Annotated in this window: 17 protein-coding genes and 1 tRNA gene; 11 read left to right on the top strand and 7 right to left on the bottom strand. The window is 66.6% G+C overall.

Going from position 1 to position 18,958, the window contains the following annotated elements:
* Window positions 1-2 precede the first annotated feature (2 nt).
* The 6 genes from EYS21_RS01595 (at window position 3) to EYS21_RS01620 (ending at window position 9,774) form a co-directional block, all read left to right on the top strand.
* Window positions 3-1,742, top strand: coding sequence for a glycerol-3-phosphate dehydrogenase/oxidase (locus EYS21_RS01595; protein WP_131131373.1), 1,740 nt, complete (start codon window positions 3-5; stop codon window positions 1,740-1,742).
* A 41-nt stretch (window positions 1,743-1,783) separates the two neighbouring features.
* A complete protein-coding gene (locus EYS21_RS01600) occupies window positions 1,784-2,272 on the top strand; it encodes a PTS sugar transporter subunit IIA (RefSeq protein WP_131131374.1) in 489 nt (162 codons plus the stop codon).
* An 81-nt stretch (window positions 2,273-2,353) separates the two neighbouring features.
* A complete protein-coding gene (locus EYS21_RS01605; RefSeq protein ID WP_131131375.1) occupies window positions 2,354-3,217 on the top strand; it encodes an SURF1 family protein in 864 nt (287 codons plus the stop codon).
* Window positions 3,214-3,744 carry a DUF3817 domain-containing protein gene (locus EYS21_RS01610; protein ID WP_131131376.1) on the top strand — a complete coding sequence of 177 codons (531 nt, stop codon included), beginning with the start codon at window positions 3,214-3,216 and terminating at the stop codon, window positions 3,742-3,744. The genes EYS21_RS01605 and EYS21_RS01610 overlap by 4 nt, the downstream gene beginning before the upstream one ends.
* Window positions 3,745-3,843: 99 nt before the next feature.
* Window positions 3,844-5,433, top strand: a complete 1,590-nt coding sequence (guaA, locus tag EYS21_RS01615) for a glutamine-hydrolyzing GMP synthase (RefSeq protein WP_131131377.1) — start codon at window positions 3,844-3,846, stop codon at window positions 5,431-5,433.
* Between the two features lie 129 nt (window positions 5,434-5,562).
* Entirely contained in the window at window positions 5,563-9,774 is a 4,212-nt protein-coding gene (locus tag EYS21_RS01620; protein ID WP_131131378.1) for an AAA family ATPase, read from the top strand.
* A gap of 73 nt (window positions 9,775-9,847) precedes the next feature.
* Here EYS21_RS01620 and EYS21_RS01625 read toward each other — a convergent pair whose 3' ends face one another.
* From EYS21_RS01625 to EYS21_RS01635, 3 genes are all read right to left on the bottom strand, one after another.
* On the bottom strand, window positions 9,848-10,600 hold the full coding sequence (locus EYS21_RS01625; RefSeq protein WP_131131379.1) for an RcpC/CpaB family pilus assembly protein: 753 nt from the start codon (window positions 10,598-10,600) through the stop codon (window positions 9,848-9,850).
* A 122-nt stretch (window positions 10,601-10,722) separates the two neighbouring features.
* Window positions 10,723-10,983 carry an FmdB family zinc ribbon protein gene (locus EYS21_RS01630; protein ID WP_131131380.1) on the bottom strand — a complete coding sequence of 87 codons (261 nt, stop codon included), beginning with the start codon at window positions 10,981-10,983 and terminating at the stop codon, window positions 10,723-10,725.
* A 129-nt stretch (window positions 10,984-11,112) separates the two neighbouring features.
* A complete protein-coding gene (locus tag EYS21_RS01635; RefSeq protein ID WP_131131381.1) occupies window positions 11,113-11,736 on the bottom strand; it encodes a 5-formyltetrahydrofolate cyclo-ligase in 624 nt (207 codons plus the stop codon).
* A gap of 83 nt (window positions 11,737-11,819) precedes the next feature.
* On the opposite strand from EYS21_RS01635, the gene galU reads away from it, so the two are divergent.
* The 5 genes from galU to EYS21_RS01660 all read left to right on the top strand — a co-directional run bounded on the left by galU (window position 11,820) and on the right by EYS21_RS01660 (window position 16,254).
* On the top strand, window positions 11,820-12,725 hold the full coding sequence (galU, locus tag EYS21_RS01640; protein WP_131131382.1) for a UTP--glucose-1-phosphate uridylyltransferase GalU: 906 nt from the start codon (window positions 11,820-11,822) through the stop codon (window positions 12,723-12,725).
* Between the two features lie 6 nt (window positions 12,726-12,731).
* The gene (locus EYS21_RS01645; protein WP_131131383.1) at window positions 12,732-13,352 is read left to right on the top strand and encodes a GNAT family protein; all 621 of its coding nucleotides are present in this window, start codon (window positions 12,732-12,734) and stop codon (window positions 13,350-13,352) included.
* Window positions 13,353-13,450: 98 nt separating this feature from the next.
* On the top strand, window positions 13,451-14,410 hold the full coding sequence (locus EYS21_RS23315) for a hypothetical protein (protein WP_242633233.1): 960 nt from the start codon (window positions 13,451-13,453) through the stop codon (window positions 14,408-14,410).
* Between the two features lie 123 nt (window positions 14,411-14,533).
* Window positions 14,534-14,606: transfer RNA gene (locus EYS21_RS01655), tRNA-Ala, on the top strand.
* Window positions 14,607-14,670: 64 nt separating this feature from the next.
* Window positions 14,671-16,254: an ABC-F family ATP-binding cassette domain-containing protein gene (locus EYS21_RS01660; RefSeq protein ID WP_131131385.1), complete on the top strand. Its 1,584-nt coding sequence runs from the start codon at window positions 14,671-14,673 to the stop codon at window positions 16,252-16,254.
* Here EYS21_RS01660 and zapE read toward each other — a convergent pair.
* From zapE to EYS21_RS01680, 4 genes are read right to left on the bottom strand one after another with little or no spacing between them, the layout of a single operon-like run.
* Window positions 16,251-16,805, bottom strand: a complete 555-nt coding sequence (gene zapE / locus EYS21_RS01665; RefSeq protein ID WP_165478241.1) for an AFG1/ZapE family ATPase — start codon at window positions 16,803-16,805, stop codon at window positions 16,251-16,253. The two genes, EYS21_RS01660 and zapE, sit on opposite strands and share 4 nt — an antisense overlap.
* Complete coding sequence (gene corA / locus EYS21_RS01670) at window positions 16,802-17,797, bottom strand: magnesium/cobalt transporter CorA (protein WP_131131387.1); 996 nt, start codon at window positions 17,795-17,797, stop codon at window positions 16,802-16,804. Before corA ends, zapE begins: the two co-directional genes overlap by 4 nt.
* 40 nt (window positions 17,798-17,837) lie before the next feature.
* Entirely contained in the window at window positions 17,838-18,263 is a 426-nt protein-coding gene (locus tag EYS21_RS01675) for a DUF1761 domain-containing protein (protein ID WP_131131388.1), read from the bottom strand.
* A gap of 10 nt (window positions 18,264-18,273) precedes the next feature.
* The gene (locus EYS21_RS01680) at window positions 18,274-18,825 is read right to left on the bottom strand and encodes an Lrp/AsnC family transcriptional regulator (RefSeq protein WP_242633234.1); all 552 of its coding nucleotides are present in this window, start codon (window positions 18,823-18,825) and stop codon (window positions 18,274-18,276) included.
* Window positions 18,826-18,958 lie beyond the last annotated feature (133 nt).

Here is an 18,958-nt window from a genome sequence, read left to right on the forward strand (position 1 = left end):
CCATGAAGAGTGTTCCAAACACCGGCGGCACCCTGGGCCCGGCGGCCCGTGAGCAGTCCATCGCGCGGCTCCGGGCCACCACTGAACCCGGCAAGGAACTGGACATCCTTATTGTCGGGGGCGGCATCGTGGGTACCGGCGCGGCCCTGGACGCCGTGACCCGCGGACTCAGCGTGGGAATCGTGGAAGCCAGCGACTGGGCGGCCGGCACCTCGTCCCGGTCCTCCAAACTCATCCACGGCGGCCTGCGCTACCTCGAAATGCTGGACTTCGGCCTCGTCAAGGAGGCCCTGCATGAGCGCGGCCTGATCCTGTCGGTGCTCGCGCCGCACCTCGCCAGGCCGGTGCCGTTCCTGTACCCGCTGACCAAACCGTTCCTGGAGCGGCCGTACGTGGGCGCCGGGATCGCCCTCTACGACGCAATGTCCATCACCGGCGGGCATAGCCGCGGGGTGCCTTTCCACAAGCACCTGACCCGGCGCGGTACCCTCCGCGCCGCGCCCAGCCTCAAGGACGACGCCTTCGTGGGTTCCATCAGGTACTACGACGGCCAGGTCGATGACGCCAAGTACGCGGCGAACCTGATCCGCACCGCGGCCCATTACGGCGCCCACGCGGTCAACCAGATGGCGGTGGTGGACTTCCTGCGCGAGGGCGAACGCGTGGTCGGGGCCAAGGTGGTCAACCACGAGGACGGCACGGAGTTTAAGATCCGCGCCAAGCAGGTCATCAACGCCACCGGCGTGTGGACGGACGAAACCCAGGCCTTGGTGACCGAACGGGGCCAACTGAAGGTCCGCGCCTCCAAAGGCATCCACCTCGTGGTGCCCAGGGACCGCTTCCAGTCCACCGTGGGCCTGATCCTGCGCACAGAGAAGTCCGTGCTGTTCGTCATCCCGTGGGGGCGGCACTGGATCATTGGCACCACCGACACCGACTGGAACCTGGACAAGGCCCACCCGGCAGCCTCGAGCAAGGACATCGACTACATCCTGGAACGCGTCAACAGGGTCCTGAAGCGGCCCCTCACCCGGGAGGACGTGGAAGGGGTTTTCGCCGGGCTGCGTCCCCTGCTGGCCGGCGAAAACGACTCCACCGCCAAACTGTCCCGCGAACACGTCGTGGCACACCCGGTGCCCGGCCTCGTGGTGGTGGCCGGTGGCAAATGGACAACGTACCGGATAATGGCCAAGGACGCCGTTGACGAAGCCACGCGCACCATGGACGAACGCGTGCCACCCAGTTGCACGGAAACCATCCCGCTGCTCGGTGCCAGCGGCTTCAAGGCTGCCTGGAACCGGCGCAACCGGACGGCCGAGGAATCGGGCGTCCACGTGGCGCGGATCGAACACCTGCTCAACCGTTACGGATCGATGGCGCCGGAAGTGCTCGCCATCATCGCGGAGAGGCCCGAGCTGGCGGAGCCGCTGCCCGGCGCCGACGACTACCTCCAGGCCGAGGCCGTGTACGCCGCCACCCACGAGGGCGCCCGGCATGTCCACGACGTCCTGACCCGCAGGACCCGGATTTCGATCGAGTCGTGGGACCGTGGTGTCTCCGCGGTTCCGGTAGTCGCTAAACTGATGGGTGAAGTCCTTGGCTGGAGCGATGTGCAGCGCGAAAGCGAAATCAAGCACTACATTGCACGCGTAGAAGCCGAGCGGCTGAGCCAGCAGCAACCCGATGATGAATCCGCCGACGCCGCTCGAATGGGCGTCGACGACATCGTCCCCTTGCGCTGAGGGGCCGCTCCAGCATTCTCGCCTCACTGAAGGGAAACGCCTTGGCGGAACCACTTGACCGGTACGATGCCGAACTCACCACGCCCGAAATGGTGATCCTCGAGCTTGAGGCATCGGACAAGGTGGACGCAGCATCGCAGCTCGCGGCACGTCTTTTCGCCGCCGGCCGGGTGACGGACCTGCCGGGCTTCCTGGAGCACGTCCACGCCCGGGAGCACCAGCTGGCCACAGGTCTGCCGGGCGGCATCGGCCTGCCCCACGCCCGGAGCGAATTCGTGTCCCGGACCTCCATCGCCGTCGGCATCACCAAGTACGGGCACGCACTGGACTTCGGCGCCACCGACGGTCCGGCCACCGTCATTCTCTTGATCGCGACGCCGGCGAGTTCCTTCTCGGACCACCTGGAGGTCCTCGCCACCCTGGCGCGGTCGCTGTCCAAGGAATCGTTCCGCGAGTCCCTCCGGCGTGCCTACGACCCCGAAGTGATCGCCGAGCTCATCAACTCCAGCCTGGTCTTCTTCGACCACTAGGGATAGGGACGTCGCTGCCCCACTCCAGGGGCAGGCCCCTTCGTTTAGTTGTTCTACGGCGGAACGAAGTACGGTTAAGGGGTGTGGAAAACAGCCCTCAAACCCCGATGGATCGCAGGCCTGGTGTTCGCGATTGCCGTTTCCGGGGTGTTCGTCCTGCTCAGCCAATGGCAGTTCGGCAGGTCCACGCAAGCCGAGATCCCGGTCAACCCCGCCACCGAGACGGCACAGTCGCTGACCGGCACGCTCCAGCCCGGAGACTTTTTCCATGGCTCCGTGGCGGACCAGATGGTCACCGCGGCGGGGACCTACGACGCCAACAAGCAGGTACTGATTCCCGGGCGCCTGCACAACGGCGAGTCCGGCTACTGGGTGGTGACCGCCTTTGCCGTCAACGGAGCGCCGGTTCTCAGCGGCGCCGGGGCCTCGCCGGAAACCTGGATTCCCGTAGCCCGCGGCTGGGTGGGCGATCCCGCCGACGCCGCCGAACCGCCGTCGGGCACTCTTGAACTGACCGGACGGCTCCTGCCGTCCGAGGCGCCCTTGCCCCAAACGGCTCCCGGCCCGGGCCGCGCCACGGCGGTGTCCGTGGCCGAACTCATCAACTACTGGGATGTCAGCAGCTACCCCGGGTTCATCGCGGCCACGGCCGAAGTGTCCGCCGGAACGGACCTCAGCGCCGGGGCCACGGACAGTGCGCTCAAGCCGCTGAACATCGGACCCCAGCCGCCGGCCCAGAAGATCAACTGGCTCAACCTCTTCTACTCCCTGGAGTGGGTGGTCTTCGCCGGCTTTGCCCTGTTTATCTGGTGGCGCCTGGTCAAGGACGACTACCGCCGGACCCTTGAGGACGAGCACGACGGCGGCGGCGGCACCGACGGCGGCCACGATCACCTCCCAGCCCCCACACCTTCTGAACCGACCCAACAAAAGGTACAGCCATGATTGAACCCAAACCTGCCATGCAGGCACAGCCGTCCGGTGACAGCAGCCAGACCAGCGGCGGAGTGGCCAACAAAGGCAAAAAACGCCGCTTCGGCGGCACCGAGCAGCAGATCCGCTCAGCCCTGAAGTTCTACAAGGTGCTGGCGTACCTCACCGGCGGCATGCTGCTGCTGCTGTGCGCCGAGCTCATTGCACGCTACGCGTTCGGCCAGTACCTCTTCGCCGGTGGAACGAACGCCGTCACGGGAGAGCCGTTCGGCCTGGGGTTCGCCGACGCCGAACCCAAGGGCGTGCTGGGCGGGGTCAACATCTCTGTCACGGTGCTGATCGTGCACGGCTGGATGTACGTTGTCTACCTGATGTCCAACTTCCGCCTCTGGTCGCTGATGCGCTGGCCTTTCGCCAAGCTCATCCTGCTGGCCCTGGGCGGCGTTATTCCGTTCCTGTCCTTCATCGTGGAGAAGAAGTTCCACGCCGAGGTTGAGGCGGAGCTGGCGGACAACCCGCAGGCACCCCGGCGCTACTAGGGCCGCGGCGCGCAGGCCGCCCCGCCGTCGGACGTTTACTCCGTCACACCGGCGGCCCTGGATGTGCGGCGGGGCAACCGCGCAAAGTAGGCTAGTACGGTGACTACTCCCACTGCATCCCAGACTTCCCAGAAGCCGGTGCTGGTTGTTGACTACGGTGCCCAGTACGCGCAGCTTATTGCCCGCCGCGTCCGGGAAGCGAATGTGTATTCGGAAGTGGTTCCGCATACCTACAGCACCGAGCAGCTCCTGGCCAAGAACCCCGCCGCCATCATCCTGTCCGGCGGCCCGTCCAGCGTCTACGCTGACGGTGCACCGTCTGTCGGCGCCGACCTCTTCGAAGCCGGGATCCCGGTCTTCGGCATCTGCTACGGCTTCCAGGCCATGGCCAATGCCCTGGGCGGCAAAGTCGACAAGACCGGCCTGCGCGAGTACGGCTCGACGCAGACCACCATCCTCGGCGAGGGCCGCTCAGTGCTCGAAGGGATGCCGCAGCACCAGAACACCTGGATGAGCCACGGCGACTCCGTGCACGAGGCGCCGGAAGGCTTCGAAGTGCTGGCCACCACCGCCGGCGCCGAAGTTGCAGCCTTCGCCAACGAGGAAAAATGCCTCTACGGCGTGCAGTGGCACCCGGAAGTGAAGCACTCGGCCTACGGCCAGCAGGTGCTGGAGAACTTCCTGTTCAAGGGCGCCAAGCTGGAACCGAACTGGACCACCGGGAACATCCTCGACGAACAGGTGGAGCGCATCCGCCAGCAGATCGGCGACGCGAAGGTCATTTGCGGCCTCTCCGGCGGTGTTGACTCCGCAGTTGCGGCCGCCCTTGTCCAGCGCGCCGTGGGCGACCAGCTGACCTGTGTGTTCGTGGACCACGGGCTGCTGCGCGAAGGCGAAGCCGAGCAGGTGGAACGCGACTTCGTCGCCGCCACCGGCGTCAAGCTCTACGTCGCCAACGAGCAGGAGCGCTTCCAGGCCGCCCTGGCCGGGGTCAGCGATCCGGAGACGAAGCGCAAGATCATCGGCCGCGAGTTCATCCGCGCCTTTGAAGAAGCCGAACTGGCCATCATCGCCGAGGCAGCCGCACACGGCGAAAAGATCAAATTCCTGGTCCAGGGCACCCTGTACCCCGACGTCGTCGAATCCGGCGGCGGCGAAGGCGCAGCCAACATCAAGAGCCACCACAACGTGGGCGGCCTTCCCGAGGACCTGCAGTTTGAGCTCGTCGAGCCGCTGCGGGCACTGTTCAAGGACGAAGTCCGGGCCGTCGGCGCCCAGCTGGGCCTGCCGCAGGAAATCGTCGGACGCCAGCCCTTCCCCGGGCCCGGCCTCGGAATCCGCATCGTCGGCGAGGTCACCAAGGAACGCCTGGACCTGCTCCGCAAGGCGGACGCCATTGCCCGCGCCGAGCTGACTGCTGCCGGGCTCGACAACGACGTATGGCAGATGCCGGTTGTCCTGCTGGCCGACGTCCGCAGCGTTGGTGTCATGGGCGACGGCCGCACCTACGGCCACCCGATCGTCCTCCGTCCGGTTTCCTCCGAGGACGCCATGACGGCGGACTGGTCACGGCTGCCCTACGACCTCCTGGCCCGGATCTCCAACCGGATCACCAATGAGGTGGAAGGCGTTAACCGCGTTGTGCTGGACGTGACCAGCAAGCCGCCGGGAACCATCGAATGGGAATAACCGCATAACAGTGGCCGGTCTCCGTCAGGGAGGCCGGCCACTGGTCGTTTGAGGGGAAATACTCCGCAATTTGGCATGATCAGTGTTGCGGTCTCTCACTAAGGCATCTTTCCGGCTACGCTCGAAAGTATGCCGGTATGGTCCAGGGCGTCACGTGAAAACGCAGAAAAGAAGGCAGTAGTGTCAGTTGGTCAAGGCCACCCGGAGGGCTCCGAGGAGTTCAGGAAATGGCTGTCCGGTCTTAAGCCCGTCACCGGGGCAGACACCATGCTGCGCTTCACCAAGACCCCTGAAGGTTCCATCGACCTGACCCACGCCCACCCGTCAGGCCTCGCCCAGCTGATGGCGGGCCGGCGCACGCGGCTTTCCACCCTGATCCGGGACCGCCAGCAGTACGTGGTCGCGGCCCGCGCATCCCGGAACATCCGCTCCAAGATCTTCGAACTGGGCAACGACCGCGGCATCGACGCCGGCTACCTGTCCGCCGGCACTGTGGTCTGGACCTCCGCCGTCGGGGGCAAACCGCAGCGGATCTCCGCCCCGGTCATGCTGACCGCGATCTCCCTGACGGTGCGCCCCGGCGAAGACGACTATGAGCTGCAGCTCACGGAACAGGCACACATCAACCCGGCGCTGGTCCGTCACCTGAAGAACATCCACGGGATCGTCTTCGACGTCAACGCGGTGACCCGCCTGGCGTACAGCACCGCCCGCTTTGACCCCCAGCCCGTGCTTGACCGGCTGGCTACGCTGATCAGGCCCATCCATGGCGCCGAGGCGCAGCACAACCTGCTGGTCTCCACCTTTGCCGACCTGTCCGGGAACCTCGATGACCCCTGGATCAACGAAGCGAACCCGCTGGTGGCTGCCCTGGCCACCGCCGCCAGCGGTGCAGTGGTGGACGTGGACGAACCGGACCCCGCCCGCTTTCCCGGCGTGGACCAGCGCCACCCCCAGGATGAACTGCTCCTGCTCGACGCCGACGCGGACCAGCAGTACGTGCTTGACGCCGCCCGGGCCGGGGATTCCCTGGTGGTCAGCAGCCCGCCAGGAACCGGCCAGACCCAGACCGCCATCAACACCATCGGCGCGCTCGTGGATGCCGGCAAAACCGTCCTGGTGGTCGGGGACCGGCGTGCCAGCCTCAACGAGGTCTCGGCGCAGCTAGAGACCCTCGGCCTGGAGTCCATCCTGTTCCAGCTCTCCGGCACCGCCACTCCGCAGCAGCTCAAGGCACAGCTGGTGCGCGCCATCGTCCGGAACGAGAAGTCCCTCCAGCCCCAGCTCGGGAACCTGCACAAGACCCTCACCGAACACCGGCACGCCCTGACGGACCACGTTGCGTCCCTCCACAATGTGCGGCAGCGCTGGGGGTGCTCGCCCTACCAAGCCATGCAGTCACTGGCCGAACTGACCTCCATCCAGCCTGCCCCGGCCACCACTGTCCGGCTCAAGCGGAGCGTCCTGGACAACATCAGGGACCGTAACGAACTCGCGGGCCGGCTCCACCGTGCCGCGGAACTCGGCAGTTTCAGCCGGGCGTCCACCACCAGCCCCTGGCACGGGGCCAGGCTGCTCACCCGCAAGGAAACGGAAGAAGCCCAGCAGCTGGCCCGCTCTGTGGAAGAAACCCTGCCCGTCCTGCGGGACCGCATGAACGCCGTGGCGGAGCACGCCGAGATCCGCCTTGGCCTCTCATTTGCCGAATGGGGCGAGCAGCTTGAGCTCCTCATGGCGGTGCGGGAAAGCCTGGACAAGTTCACCCCGGACATTTTTGACCGGCCCGTCCATGACCTGATTTCGGCGACCGCATCCTCGGCCTGGCGGCGTGAGCGGAACATCGACATGGCGTCCATGCAGCGCTCCCGGCTGCGCCGGGTGGCGAAGGAATACGTCCGCCCCGGGGTCCACATCGCGGACCTCCACAGCTCACTGATGCTCGTGCAGGAACAGCGCGCACTGTGGTCCGGCTACGCCACAACGCAGCGCCACCCCGCCGTGCCGTCAGGGCTGGCGGAGATGAACATGATGTACCGTTCGCTGGACCGTGAACTCACGGAGCTGGGGGAGGCCCTGCGGCACACCGAAGCGGGCGGGTCCCTGGCAACCACGCCGTACCCCGAGCTGATGGAACGCCTCGAGCGGCTGGTCGCGGACACGGACACCCTCAAGACACTGCCGGAGCGCACCCTGCTGGTGGAGAACATGCGTGAACATGGCCTGGGTGAACTGCTCACCGACCTCGCCGAGCGGGAAGTCCCGGCCGGATCCGTGGCCGCGGAGCTTGAACTCGCCTGGTGGCAGTCCGCACTGGAAGCTATGATCAGCGGCGACGACTACCTCGCCATGTCCGACGGTGACGCCCTCCGGCAGCTGGAAGCTGAATACCGGCTCGCCGACAACGCGCATATCGCCAGCGGCGCCGCCCGGCTCCGCTGGGACCTGTCCGAGCGGTGGCGCGCAGCCATCGGCGAGAACCCGCGCCAGGCCGCCCTGCTCAAGAGCCTGCTGAAGGACGGGCGTGTGACCCTTGCCGCGCTGACCGCCCAGGCGCCGGCGCTGGTGCCCATGCTGGTGCCCGTCTGGTCCGTGAGCCCGTACCTGATGACCGGGCTCCTTCCGGCAGAGCAGAGCTTTGATGCCGTGGTTGTCCTGGATGCCGAGGCCACCTCGCTCCAGGCGGTCCTGCCGGCCATGGCCCGGGCCAAGCAGGTCATTGCCTTCGGTGATTCCCGGATTGCCAGCCCGCGCACGTTCACCGTCGGAGTGGAACGGCTCGCGGCCGGCGAAACGGCCCACCAGCGCGTGGAGAGCGCCTTCTCCGCACTGTCAGCCGTGCTGCCGGTCTGGCGGCTGAACTTTGTCTACCGTGCCGTGGACGAGGACCTGGTCCTCCAGCTCAGCAAGAATTTCTACGACGGCGGCCTCCGCCGGCTGCCGGAGGGCCAGTCCGCCACGGGTCTGGACAGGGCCCTGCTGGTTGAGTACCTGCCGGACGGGACCGGGCTGCCGAGCGCCGACCATGAGGGTGTTGAATCCGTCGTGGCAGAGGTCAACCGGGTGGTGCACCTGGTCTTCGAACATGCACGGCTCCGCCCGCGGACTTCGCTGGCCGTTGTCACGGCCAGTCTCCGGCACGCGGCCAGGATCGGCGAATCCATCCGGCTGCAGCTGCCCAACCACCCCGGCCTCGCCGGGTTCTTCGGGGCAGGTCCCGAATCCTTCCGGGTCGTGGACCTTGAACGCGCACAGGGCCTGGTCCGGGACCACGTGATTTTTTCACCCGGCTTCGGACGGACGCCGCATGGCCGTGCCCTGCACAATTTCGGTCCGTTGTCCGCCGAGGGCGGCCGCGAAAAGTTCGCCCTGGCCATGACCCGGGCGCGCCGGTCCCTGCACGTCCTGACCTGCTTCCGGCCGGAGGACCTGGACCACACCAGGCTGGCCCACGGCGCCGTTGACCTCTATGAGCTTCTGGACCGGGAGATTGCCGGGAACACCAACCTCGGCACTCCTGCGTCCCGGGCCGCCGCCAGCGAGCAGGCCCTCGGAGCGGATCCGCTGGTTGCTGACCTCGGGGACCGCCTGCGTGCCCGCGGTGCGCGCGTCTGGCACCAGTACGACGGCGTCATCGACGTGGTGGCGGCAGCCGACCCGCTCAGCACCATGGGCCAGGACGACCCCGAGACGCCGTGGCCGGTGGCCATCGAATCAGACGGCACTGACCAATACCGGACCATGAGTGTCCGGGAGCGGAGCCGGCTGCGGCCGCAGCTCCTGGAGCGCATGGGCTGGCGGTACATGCCGCTGTGGACCATCGAGGTCTTCACCGACCCCTCGGCCTGCGCCGACCGCATTGCCGGTTACCTGGGCCTGGAGAAAGTGGTCCTGCCGGGCCGGGCCATGGCATCCGCCAATTTCTTCGACGACGACGTGGACCCGCTGTCACTCGAAGCGTATGGGAGCGTCAGCCGGGAGCCTGACCTTCCCAGCCGGGCCGACCACACGCAGCAGGGACAGCCTGCTGCGCCGGAAAACTACCAGAACCGGGCGGCACGTCCGGATGAGGAGGAGGCGGTCCGCGTGGCCCCAACATACAACGCTGACGCCCGCGCCGGCGGAGACGCCGCTGACGGCCAGGCGCCAAGCCAGGGCACAAGCCAGGAAAACGCGCGCGAGGAGGCCAAAACGGCTGCCCCTGCGTACGGCCAGGCTGCCACCGGAACGGAGGGCATCCTGCCCAACAAAGCCGCGGAGGACGACCCCCGGCGCTGGGGCGACGGCCCCGATGACGACCACGACGCATGGCTTAAGGAACAGAAACCGCCACACTGGGGGTGATGGACCGGAGCCTACTGCGCCGTGGGCCCCGCCACCAGGCACGGTCGGGCCACCCCGCGGGCGGCCCCGCGGGTCATCCCGGCGCCCCGACAAGGACAAAAAACAGCTTGCCCTGCGTGGAGGCCCCTGCCAGCCGGGCAGCCTGTCCGGGGTCGGCCGCCACTACGATCAGGCCTTCCGTCTCGCCTGTTCCCAGCCATTCTCCGGTTTTGCCGCCCTGGCCCGAGGTCCAGAGCACCGGCACCGCTGTCGCCAGGACTTCCGAGGCAGCCTGCTGGTCGTAGCCGTTCGCGGACGTGAGCACCACGTTCACCAGCTGCCCCGGTGACACGAGCTGGATGGAGGAGGGGTCCGCCATCCGCAGCGGCACAGCAGCAGAACCCGGAGGAGTCCCCGCGAGCAAACCGGGGCCCAGTAGCTGGGTGTCCGTCAGGAGCTGCCCTTTGCGGAGCGGGGCTGCCAACTGCTTTCCCGCTGCCTCGGCGGCGACCTGAAGGGATCCGGCTGCGATCATGTCCGGCGGAACCTGAACTACGGCCATGTCCGAGGACGCCAGCGAGGAACCGGCCGGAAGGTCCCGGGCCGCGGCGAGGGCCGTCACCGAATCCGCCGGCGCCGGAGTGAGCTGATGGACCGCCACGGCTGCTGCAACGCAGAGCAGGAACGCTATGGCGAGACGGCGGTTGCGGGCCAGCCACGGGCCAAGCCGGCGGCCCGGCGGCCGGCCGGCCGACAGCGGACGGGCACCACGTGACGGCCGCCCGGGCGCAGGTGCCTTTCGGCTGGCGGGAGTTCTTCGATGAGGGCGAAACAGTGCGGCGGACATGGGCCCACGCTATTTCGGGCCGGACACAGAGAACAGCACCGTTGTGGGCTATGTGGACAACCGGATTCGGGCGTCGCTGAGGATGCCGCGGTCATGCGAGGCCCGGGAACAGGCCTGGCGCGTCAGCTTGCGGCAGCGGCCGTGGCGGGGGCTGGTGCCGGTGCTGCGGGCGCCGACGGGGCGGCCGAAACCGTGCTTCCCTTGGCATCGCGGGAGTCGGTGCGGTAGAAACCGGAGCCCTTGAAGACCACGCCAACACTGTTGAACTTCTTGCGCAAGGTGCCCTGGCACTCGGGGCAGGACGTCAGTGTGCTGTCCGTGAACGACTGGACAATATCGAAGGCATGGCTGCAATCCTTGCAGGCGTACGCATACGTTGGCACTGGTGCTCCTCCTCTTGGACAAACGAGAGGTCCCGTGCTGCCAGGACGATCGTTTCCGTCCATTAGCAGTCGCAGGGCCTGAGTGCCAATTCTATCATCCCCGCCGGGGCGGCCGCCCGGCGTCGGAAGTTATGCCGGCGCCGGGCCCAGATGAACCAGTCCGGAGGGGGTGAGGGCGTCCGGTACTTTCCGGTCGAAGTCCTCGGCGGGAATGCTGCCCGCCGGCAGTACCTCCTGGTCAAAGACGATCGCCGCAGAGGGAAGGCCGGGCCGGACGCCGTCGAGCGCATCGAGGAAAACGTCGTAGTAGCCACCGCCTTGTCCGATGCGGTTGCCGTTGTGGTCCAGGGCAGTGGCCGGCAGGAAGAGCGCGGAGACGCCGGCCATCACGTCGAGCCCGTGCCGGGTCCCCGCCGGCTCAAGGATGGGGGCAAATGTGCTGCGGACGAGCTCCCCGCCCGGCGCCCAGAACACCCAGCTGAGCCGGCGCCCGGGTTCGCAGACCGGCAGCAGAATCCTGTGGCCCCGGCCGTGAAGGGAAGCAATGAGCGGGCCTGTGGGCGGTTCGAAGCCCACACCGAGGTAGACGCAGAACGTCGACGGCGTCGCCGGGGAAAGACGGTCAGCCCAGTCGAGGCCGTGGCGCGCTATGCCGGCACCGGCCGCCTCTCGGGCGGCGGGGGCCATAGCGGCGCGGGCAGCCCGGTGCAGTGCACGGATCTTTTCCTTGGCAGAGCTGTTGCCGGCAGTCACAGTGGCTGCTCCTCCTGTCGTCCGGCCGGGTTTCGCCCGTCCAATAATTACGGTCTGTATGTTCCCTCCGCTAGATTAGTCCGGTGAATACCACTAACCAGACCGTACGCAAGGCCGTCATTCCCGCTGCGGGACTCGGCACCAGGTTCCTGCCTGCCACCAAGGCCATGCCGAAGGAAATGCTCCCGGTAGTCGACAAACCTGCCATCCAGTATGTCGTTGAGGAAGCCGTCAAGGTCGGCCTTCACGACATCCTGATGATCACGGGCCGCAACAAACGCGCCCTCGAAGACCACTTCGACAGGGTCCCGGCGCTCGAAGCCACCCTGGCCGACAAGGGTGAGACAGCAAAACTGTCATCCATCCAGGCCGCCAGCAACCTCGGTGACATCCACTACGTCCGCCAGGGCGACCCCAATGGCCTTGGCCACGCGGTGCTTCGTGCCAAGCAGCACGTTGGCTACGAACCGTTCGCCGTCCTGCTCGGCGATGACCTGATCGACGCCCGGGACGAACTGCTGAGCACCATGATCGAGGTCCAGGCGAAAACCGGTGGCTCGGTCGTGGCCCTGATCGAAGTGGAACCGTCCCAGATCAGCGCCTACGGCTGCGCGGACATCCAGGAAATCGACGGCGAAAGCTACGTCCGGATCAACGAGCTGGTGGAAAAGCCCGACGTCGAAGATGCGCCTTCCAACCTCGCCGTCATTGGGCGTTACGTCCTGCACCCTGCGGTCTTTGAGGTGCTGGAACGCACCGGACCGGGGCGCGGCGGCGAGATCCAGCTCACCGATGCCCTGCAGGAACTGGCCGCCGGCGACGGCGAAGGCCACGGAGTCTACGGCGTCGTGTTCCGTGGACGCCGCTATGACACCGGCGACAAGCTCAGCTACCTCAAGGCCTGCGTCCAGCTGGCCATCGACAGCGATGACCTTGGTCCCGGTCTGCGCGAGTGGCTGCCCGGTTTCACCGCCGGTCTCTCCCACTAACGCACCGTGCGCGCAGGCCCCATCTGGCCGGTCACGCTGGAGTGCAGCGACCTGGTACTGCGTCCCATCCGGTACCGGGACAAGAAAGAGTGGACCGAAGTCCGCGGGCGGAACAGCGAATGGCTGGCTCCGTGGGAGGCGTCCAACCCGGCGCCCGGGGGAGGCCTGCCCGATTACCGGCAGATGGTGCGGTCCCTCAAGGTCCAGGCCGCGCAGTCCACGGCACTGCCGTTCCTCATCACTGAGCGGCGGCCCGGCGCGGCGGCTCCAGCCATAGTTGGCCAGCTGACAGTGTCATCCATTGTGTGGGGCTCAGCCATGATGGCAACGCTCGGGTACTGGGTGGACCAGGGGCGGGCAGGACATGGCATTGCGCCTACGGCCGTCGCACTGGCCACGGACCACTGCTTCCAGGTTTTGGGGCTGCACCGCATGGAGATCAACATCCGTCCGGAGAACGGGCCCAGCCTGAGGGTCGTTGAAAAGCTGGGCTTCCGGGACGAAGGGTACCGGCCCCGCTTCCTGCACATCAACGGCGACTGGGCTGACCACCGGACCTTTGCCCTGACCTCGGAAGAAGTCCCCGACGGGCTGCTGCCCCGGTGGCTCGCCACCCGCCCGTCCTGAGTCCCGGGCCGTCATAAATCCATTGATTTGCCACGTTGCCGACGACACACCGTGGCTAATGCCGCAGGGGCTGACTTAATGCTCATACGGTTTTGATTGTGGACTTCCCCCTTAGCAGCTCAGTGATCCTTGTGGTTGCCGTTGTGCTCTGGATTGTCTGGGTTGCCCCGTATGTTCTCCGGAACCGCCGGCACCAGTTTCAGGCTGCAGGTGAGATGACGGCGGACGCACCAGCTACTGACTCATCGGACCCGAGAGCCGGGACGGTCATGAACATCACCGCCCAGCAGGAGAAAGCCATGGACATCAGGAAGAGCCCCGCTTCCGCAGCAGGCAACGGCGCAGCGGACACCGCCGCGCCGGAGCCCGGCGACAGGTCGGTGCCCAGTGGGTTCAAGATCCACTACGGCCGCACGGCGCTCGCCCTTGCGGCCCTGATTTCCCTCCTGACCGCGCTCATCGCCGGCATGCTTCTCCCATTTGGCCTGGGCAGTGGGCTGCTGCCGGTTTCTGCCTTCCTGTTGGCCTTCGGATCGCTGGCATTGCTCCGCGGCCTGGCAGTCCGTGACCGCAGGAAAAAGGTCAACGCCGCGTTCCGTGCCGCAATGGGTTCGCCTGCCCGCCGCCCCAGCGAGCCGGACCGGACTCCCCTCAACACACCCAAGCCTGCGTCGCAGCCGGAACGGCCCCTGTTCGACGCCGAGGCCCACCAGCCCAAGCCCAAGCCGCTGACCGCCGTTGAACTGCGCGAGGCCGCCCTCGCCGTTGCCCTCGAAGCCGGCGATACCAGCGCCAGGACAGCGGCGGACGCCGGCTCTGCCGCCGAAACCTGGGAACCCGTTGAAGTTCCCAAACCGGTCTACGTCGAGGCCGCGAAGGCCGAACGGCCGGCACCTGAGCCCCTGGATCTCCCCGAGGCGCCCAAGGCCGTCGGGAAGCCGTCGCTGAAGCAGGGCACTGTCTCCGCCCCCGCTGCCGGACCGGCGCCGAAGCCGCTGACCAAAGCCCAGAGCGCACTGAGCAACCTCGACGACGTCCTGCAGCGCCGGCGCGCCTGAGCCGCGGGGACCACCGGGGTCACTGGTGCCGGGGCATTTGCGGTCCCGGTTGGTAAAGTGGCCGGAAAATTTGTAGCCTAGGGTCACCGGCCCCGCGGCTCCCACCGGAGAGCGGGCTGTTCCGGGGCTATAGCTCAGTTGGTAGAGCGCTTCGTTCGCATCGAAGAGGTCAGGAGTTCGAATCTCCTTAGCTCCACACCATGGCTGCCTGATCCAATCGGGATCATCGGCGCCTGAACTCCCTGGATTGGACAGAGTCAATGAGTTTGATCCGGCTGAACGACGTCAGCGTCGGTTTCGACAAAACACCGGTGCTCCGTGAAGCATTCTTCCGGCTCGAACCGGGCGACCGCGTGGGCCTCATCGGCAGGAACGGGTCAGGCAAGTCCACCATCCTCAAGCTCATCCTCGGGCAGGTTGTCCCGGATGCCGGGAGCATCAGCCTGGACCCCGGCGTCACCACCGCCTACTTCTCCCAGTTCTCGGAACTGAACGGCGAGTCGAGCATCCTTGAGGTCCTGGACGGACTGTTCGCCCACATCAAGGACATTGAGGCGGAACTGGCGGCCATCGACACCGCCATAGCAGCGGGCCCGGGGGACTCCCAGCTGGACACCCTGATCCACCGCCAGTCGGAGCTCTTCGAAGACATGGACCGGCTGGACGGCTGGGACTACCAGCGCAGCATCGACAAGGTACTCACCACACTGGGCTTCAGCGACGCCCATCGCGCCTGCTCCATCGATGAACTCTCCGGTGGCTGGCGGAACCGCGCCGCGCTGGCAAAAATCCTGCTTGAGGCCCCTGACGTGCTCCTCCTGGACGAGCCCACCAACTACCTGGACGTCGCCGGCGTCGAATGGCTGGAAAGCTGGTTCCGGACCTTCAAGGGCGCCGCGATCATCGTCTCCCACGACCGGACCTTCCTGGACGCCGTCGTCACCCGGATCGTGGAGGTGGAGAATTTCCACCTGCACGAATACCCGGGAAACTTCGCCGAGTATGTGGTGGCAAAGCAGTTCCGGCTCAAGAGCCTGGAAAGCCAGTTTCTGCACGAGTCCGAGCTGCTGGCGTTCGAGGCCGAGGGCATCTCGGACCGCCGTGAGGCTGCCAAGGCGGCGGGCAAGGGGCTCGCCAACCAGCTGGCCAAGATCAAAAAGTCGCGTACGCCGCGGCCCGTGGACCAGATCATCACGGAGATCTACGGCGGCCTGTACGTCAAGGACGTGCTCTGCAGGGTGGATTCGCTCGGCAAGGCCTACGACGGACGGACGCTGTTCCAGGACCTGAGCTTCGAGATCGGCCGCGGGCACCGGATCGCCGTTATTGGCGCCAACGGCAGCGGCAAGTCCACGCTGCTGCGGGCCCTCACGGGCGAGGAGCCCGCCGATTCCGGTTCGGTCACCTGGGCGAAGGGGGCCGGCATGGTTTCCTACAACCAGGTGCTGGAAGAACTGAACGACGACGACACGGTCACCCATGCGGTCAATGCGATGCCGGACAGCCTGGCCCTGACGGCGACGAAAAAATCCGTTCACCGGTTCCTGGCGATGTTCCAGTTTTCGGACGCCGACCTCAAGCAGCGGATCGGCAACCTGTCCGGTGGCCAGCGTGCCCGCGTGGCCATGGCCCAGTGCCTGCTCTCCGGAGCCTCGGTCCTGCTGCTGGACGAGCCCACCAACCACCTGGACCTCTCCAGCACCCAGGTGATGGAACGTGCCCTGCTGCATTTCCCCGGCGCCGTCGTCGTGGTCAGCCACGACCGGTTCTTCACTGACAAAGTCGCCAACCGCCGTCTTGTCTTCACTGAGGACAGTGCGGACATCGGCGTTCACGCGGCCTAACTTCCGCAGACGCCCTCCGGAACCGCCCCGGCAGCCGATTTCACCCGCTCCAGGACCGAAAGGCGGCGGGCAATCCCGGCCATTACCTCCGGAACGTCCGCATCACCCGGGATGCCGGCGCCCTGCCAGGCCACCGTGGCGCGTTCCCAGTCAAGGGAGTGGGCGCCGACCACAAACAGCGTCCTTCCTTGCTCGCAGAGGGCTTCCACGGCCTCCTCGAACCGGCGCCACGCTGGCGCCTTTTCCGCCGAAACGGCTTCGGGGTCAGGAACACCGTCAATGACCCATGTGGAGTGGCGGTCCGCCAACGCCCGGTAGTCTGAGCGTGCTGCGGCGCCGCTGCAGAGCTCGGCGAAGCCGATCCACAGCAGTTCCGGTTCAGCATTCCTCGCCGTGAGCGGCACGGCGCCGGGCGTCACCGTGCGCTGCTGGGCGGCCGACGGCGGAAACAGGCCGTAGGTGCCCAGCTGGTGCTCTGTGCCGGGAGTGATGATCCGGCCATGTGCCGGCGCCGGTGCGGTTCCGCCGTCGGCCGCCGTGGCCGGCGTCAAAGCCAGCCCTTCCTCTTGAAGATGCCGTACATCAGCCCGGCCGTTCCGGCCATCAGTGCGATGGCCATCGGGTAGCCCACGGCCCAGTGGAGTTCAGGCATGTGGTCGAAGTTCATCCCGTAGACGCCGGCCACGAATGACGGCGCAAAAAAGATCGCGGCCCATGACGAGATCTTCTTGACCTGCTCGTTCTGTTCGGCGCTGGCCTCGTTCTGGCGGTTGGCCGTCAGCGTCCCGTCCAGGGTCAGGGCGTTCTGCAGCAGGTCCCGGAAGGAGTCGGCGCGGGAGATGACCCGCTCCACGTGGTCCTCCACATCCCGGAGGCTGTGCTGCAGTTCCGTTTCCACGCCGTATTTCTCGAAGCCGCGCTTGAGCTGCTGCATCATGCCCGGCAACGGGTGGATCGCGCGCTGGAACTGGATGACCTCCCTGGCAAGCTCGTAGATCCGCCGGGAGACGGTGCTGTCACCGCTGAACAGCTGGTCTTCGATCTCGTCGATGTCATTCTCGAGCCCGGCCACCACGGGGGCGTAGTCATCCACCACCTTGTCCAGCAGGGCGTACAGAACTGCTTCCGGGCCGTGCTTGAGAAGGTCGGGCCGGGATTCCAGCCGTCGCCGCACTGTGGCAACGCCTGCCATTTCGGCATGCCGGACAGTGACCACAAAGTTCCTGCCGGTGAAGATATGGAGCTCGCCGAATTCCACGGTTTCGGTGGCATCGAGGTAGCGGGCAGGCCGGAGCACGGTGAAGAGGTTGTCCTCATACCGCTCCAGCTTGGGACGCTGGTGCGCGGAGATGGCGTCCTCCACGGCCAGTGCGTGGAGTCCGAATTCGCTGGCGACGGCCGCCATCTCTGCCGCCGTCGGCCGGTACAGCCCGATCCAGGCCATCCCGCCGTGTCCGGCGAGCGTCTCGAACGTCTGTTCCAGGGATTCCGGCTCCGCGCTGCGGACACCGTCCACGTAAACGGCGTTGTCGATGATGGTCACGGGAGGGAGCGGCCTGTCTGTACGGAAGGGTGCCGGGGATTCAGGACATGGCTCCGATGATCGCGCCGGCAACGGTCATTGCCAGCAGATCGTGGCCGGAGTCGATCAGGGTGACTGCCACGGGACGGCCGGCGAAGCCATTGTGGATCATATGGCCGCCGGCGCGGAACACCAGGGCGAGGACAAAGGCAAAGAAGCCTCCGGCCAGCGCATTGTCCAGGCCCAGTTTGCTGATCAGGACAGCCAGCAGGATGGCGGTCAGGGCCGCGGCCACCATCATGGGAACCCAGATGCCGGCGCCGCCGCTGATGTTCTTCAGGTCCTCTTCCGTCTTGCCAATGGCGGCCATCCACCGGTTGCCCAGCACGGCGGGCAGGTACCAGACGAAGCCGATGACCATGCTTGCAACGAAGGCAAGCAGCACGGCCAGCCAATTGATCTGCGAGATATATGAGAGCCAATCCATGCTCGAAAGCCTAGTCGGTTGGCTGCCCGCGGGAGGCGCTGGACGCCCGGACAGCCCGTGTTGACTGGGCCGGTCCGCCCTGGGCGAGCCTGCTGATCAGGGGTTCGGTCCGGTACGGGATGTGCGTGTGGAGGGCCAGCACGGTTTCGGTGCGGATGACGCCCTTGATCCTCAGGATCTGGCGGAGGGCAGCCTGCAGGTTATGCGTGTCGGTGGCCACCACGCGGCACCAGACGTCTCCGCGGCCTGAGATTTCGTGGACTTCCAGGACCTGGGGGAGGAGCCGCAGCGCCCCCACCACACCATCGAGTTCCCGGTGCGTCACCTCGATCGTGACGAAGGCAACGACGTCGTAGCCCACCGCTTCGAGGTCGATCTCCCGCCCGCCGTCGTGCAGGACGCCGGTGCGGAGCAGGCGCCTGATGCGCGACTGTGCCGTGTTGCGGGCAATGCCCAGCGTGTCGCTCAGTTCGCCGATCTGCACGCGGGGATCGCGGATCAGTTCCAGCAGGATCTTCAGGTCGGTGGGGTCCAGGTTATTCAAACTGTCACTTTCTGCCATGACTGCGGCCGGGACTTGATGATTTTGATCAATTCTTTCATGAACAGCGGACCGATAGGGCAGAAGTGCTGCAATCTGTACTTATCCATTTTTACCCCGGCGCCGGATCCCACAAGGACACCCGGTGCCGGTC

This window comes from Arthrobacter sp. S39 (assembly GCF_004320525.1).
Taxonomy (GTDB): domain Bacteria; phylum Actinomycetota; class Actinomycetes; order Actinomycetales; family Micrococcaceae; genus Arthrobacter.